The organism is Sporosarcina sp. 6E9 (assembly GCF_017921835.1).
GTDB lineage: Bacteria > Bacillota > Bacilli > Bacillales_A > Planococcaceae > Sporosarcina.
On the sequence record NZ_JAGEMN010000012.1, the window covers coordinates 1 to 3,083 of the forward strand.

The following is a 3,083-nucleotide window of genomic DNA, read 5'->3' on the forward strand; positions in this document are numbered from 1 at the left end:
TTCACAAATCAGGGTCAATCAAACCCTTTTAACTTGAATAGGTTAAGTCCTCGATCAATTAGTATCCGTCAGCTACGTACGTCGCCGCACTTACACCCCGGACCTATCAACCTCATCTTCTCTGAGGGATCTTACTTACTTGCGTAATGGGAAATCTCATCTTGAAGGGGGCTTCATGCTTAGATGCTTTCAGCATTTATCCCGTCCACACGTAGCTACCCAGCGATGCCTTTGGCAAGACAACTGGTACACCAGCGGTGTGTCCATCCCGGTCCTCTCGTACTAAGGACAGCTCTTCTCAAATTTCCTGCGCCCGCGACGGATAGGGACCGAACTGTCTCACGACGTTCTGAACCCAGCTCGCGTACCGCTTTAATGGGCGAACAGCCCAACCCTTGGGACCGACTACAGCCCCAGGATGCGATGAGCCGACATCGAGGTGCCAAACCTTCCCGTCGATGTGGACTCTTGGGGAAGATAAGCCTGTTATCCCCGGGGTAGCTTTTATCCGTTGAGCGATGGCCCTTCCATGCGGAACCACCGGATCACTAAGCCCGTCTTTCGACCCTGCTCGACTTGTAGGTCTCGCAGTTAAGCTCCCTTATGCCTTTGCACTCTACGAATGATGTCCAACCATTCTGAGGGAACCTTTGGGCGCCTCCGTTACTCTTTAGGAGGCGACCGCCCCAGTCAAACTGCCCGCCTGACACTGTCTCCTGCCCCGATAAGGGGCATGGGTTAGAATTCCAATACAGTCAGGGTAGTATCCCACCAACGCCTCCTCCGAAGCTGGCGCTCCGGAATCAAAGGCTCCTACCTATCCTGTACAGACTGCATCAGAATTCAATATCAGGTTGCAGTAAAGCTCCACGGGGTCTTTCCGTCCTGTCGCGGGTAACCTGCATCTTCACAGGTACTATAATTTCACCGAGTCTCTCGTTGAGACAGTGCCCAAATCGTTACGCCTTTCGTGCGGGTCGGAACTTACCCGACAAGGAATTTCGCTACCTTAGGACCGTTATAGTTACGGCCGCCGTTTACTGGGGCTTCAATTGGAAGCTTCGCTTGCGCTAACCTCTCCTCTTAACCTTCCAGCACCGGGCAGGCGTCAGCCCCTATACTTCACCTTGCGGTTTTGCAGAGACCTATGTTTTTGCTAAACAGTCGCTTGGGCCTATTCACTGCGGCTCTCTCGGGCTTTAACACCCTACCAGAGCACCCCTTCTCCCGAAGTTACGGGGTCATTTTGCCGAGTTCCTTAACGAGAGTTCTCTCGATCACCTTAGGATTCTCTCCTCGCCTACCTGTGTCGGTTTGCGGTACGGGCACCTCCCGCCTCACTAGAGGCTTTTCTTGGCAGCGTGAAATCAGGGACTCCGGGGATAATTCCCCTTGCTATCACAGCTCAATGTTATAGAAACGGGATTTTCCTCGTTTCACACCTTACTGCTTAGACGCGCATAACCAACAGCGCGCTCACCCTATCCTACTGCGTCCCCCCATTGTTCAAACGGCGGGGAGGTGGTACAGGAATATCAACCTGTTGTCCATCGTCTACGCCTTTCGGCCTCGACTTAGGTCCCGACTAACCCTGAGCGGACGAGCCTTCCTCAGGAAACCTTAGGCATTCGGTGGAAGGGATTCTCACCCTTCTTTCGCTACTCATACCGGCATTCTCACTTCTAGGCGCTCCACCAGTCCTTACAGTCTGACTTCAACGCCCCTAGAACGCTCTCCTACCACTGACACCAAAGGTGTCAATCCACAGTTTCGGTAATCCGTTTAGCCCCGGTACATTTTCGGCGCGGCGCCACTCGACCAGTGAGCTATTACGCACTCTTTAAATGGTGGCTGCTTCTAAGCCAACATCCTGGTTGTCTGGGCAACGCCACATCCTTTTCCACTTAACGGATATTTGGGGACCTTAACTGGTGGTCTGGGTTGTTTCCCTCTCGACTACGAATCTTATCACCCGCAGTCTGACTCCCAAACATAAATCTTCGGCATTCGGAGTTTGTCTGAATTCGGTAACCCGGGATGGGCCCCTAGTCCAAACAGTGCTCTACCTCCGAGATTCTAACGTTTGAGGCTAGCCCTAAAGCTATTTCGGAGAGAACCAGCTATCTCCAGGTTCGATTGGAATTTCACCGCTACCCACACCTCATCCCCGCATTTTTCAACATACGTGGGTTCGGGCCTCCAGTAAGTGTTACCTTACCTTCACCCTGGACATGGGTAGATCACCTGGTTTCGGGTCTACGACCCCATACTAAATCGCCCTATTCAGACTCGCTTTCGCTGCGGCTCCGCATTCACTGCTTAACCTTGCATGGAATCAGTAACTCGCCGGTTCATTCTACAAAAGGCACGCCATCACTCGTGATCAATTCCGAAGAAAAGATCAACGGAGCTCTGACTACTTGTAGGCACACGGTTTCAGGATCTATTTCACTCCCCTTCCGGGGTGCTTTTCACCTTTCCCTCACGGTACTGGTTCACTATCGGTCACTAGGAAGTATTTAGCCTTGGGAGATGGTCCTCCCGGATTCCAACGGAATTTCACGTGTTCCGTCGTACTCAGGATACACTCTGGAGAGAATGAACTTTCGACTACGGGGCTATTACCCACTACGGCGGACCTTTCCAGGTCGCTTCGTCTAATTCATTCCTTTGTAACTCCGTATAGAGTGTCCTACAACCCCAGGAAGCAAGCTTCCTGGTTTGGGCTATTCCCGTTTCGCTCGCCGCTACTCAGGGAATCGATTTTTCTTTCTCTTCCTCCGGATACTTAGATGTTTCAGTTCTCCGGGTTTGCCTCAAGTACGCTATGTATTCACGTACATGTACTACCCCATTACGGGCAGTGGGTTTCCCCATTCGGAAATCTCTGGATCAAAGCTTACTTACAGCTCCCCAGAGCATATCGGTGTTAGTGCCGTCCTTCTTAGGCTCCTAGTGCCAAGGCATCCGCCGTGCGCCCTTTCTAACTTAACCTAAAATATTCATCAGATTCCAGTGCATTTGACCGCGCTGTTCACTGTTAAATACTTTTCTTGAATACGACTAAACAGCGATGTAGAGTC

General features: G+C 51.6%; 1 rRNA gene. It reads right to left on the bottom strand.

What is annotated here, in order from left to right:
• Positions 1-38: 38 nt before the first annotated feature.
• Positions 39-2,994: ribosomal RNA gene (locus J4G36_RS18215) — 23S ribosomal RNA — on the bottom strand.
• Positions 2,995-3,083: the final 89 nt, after the last annotated feature.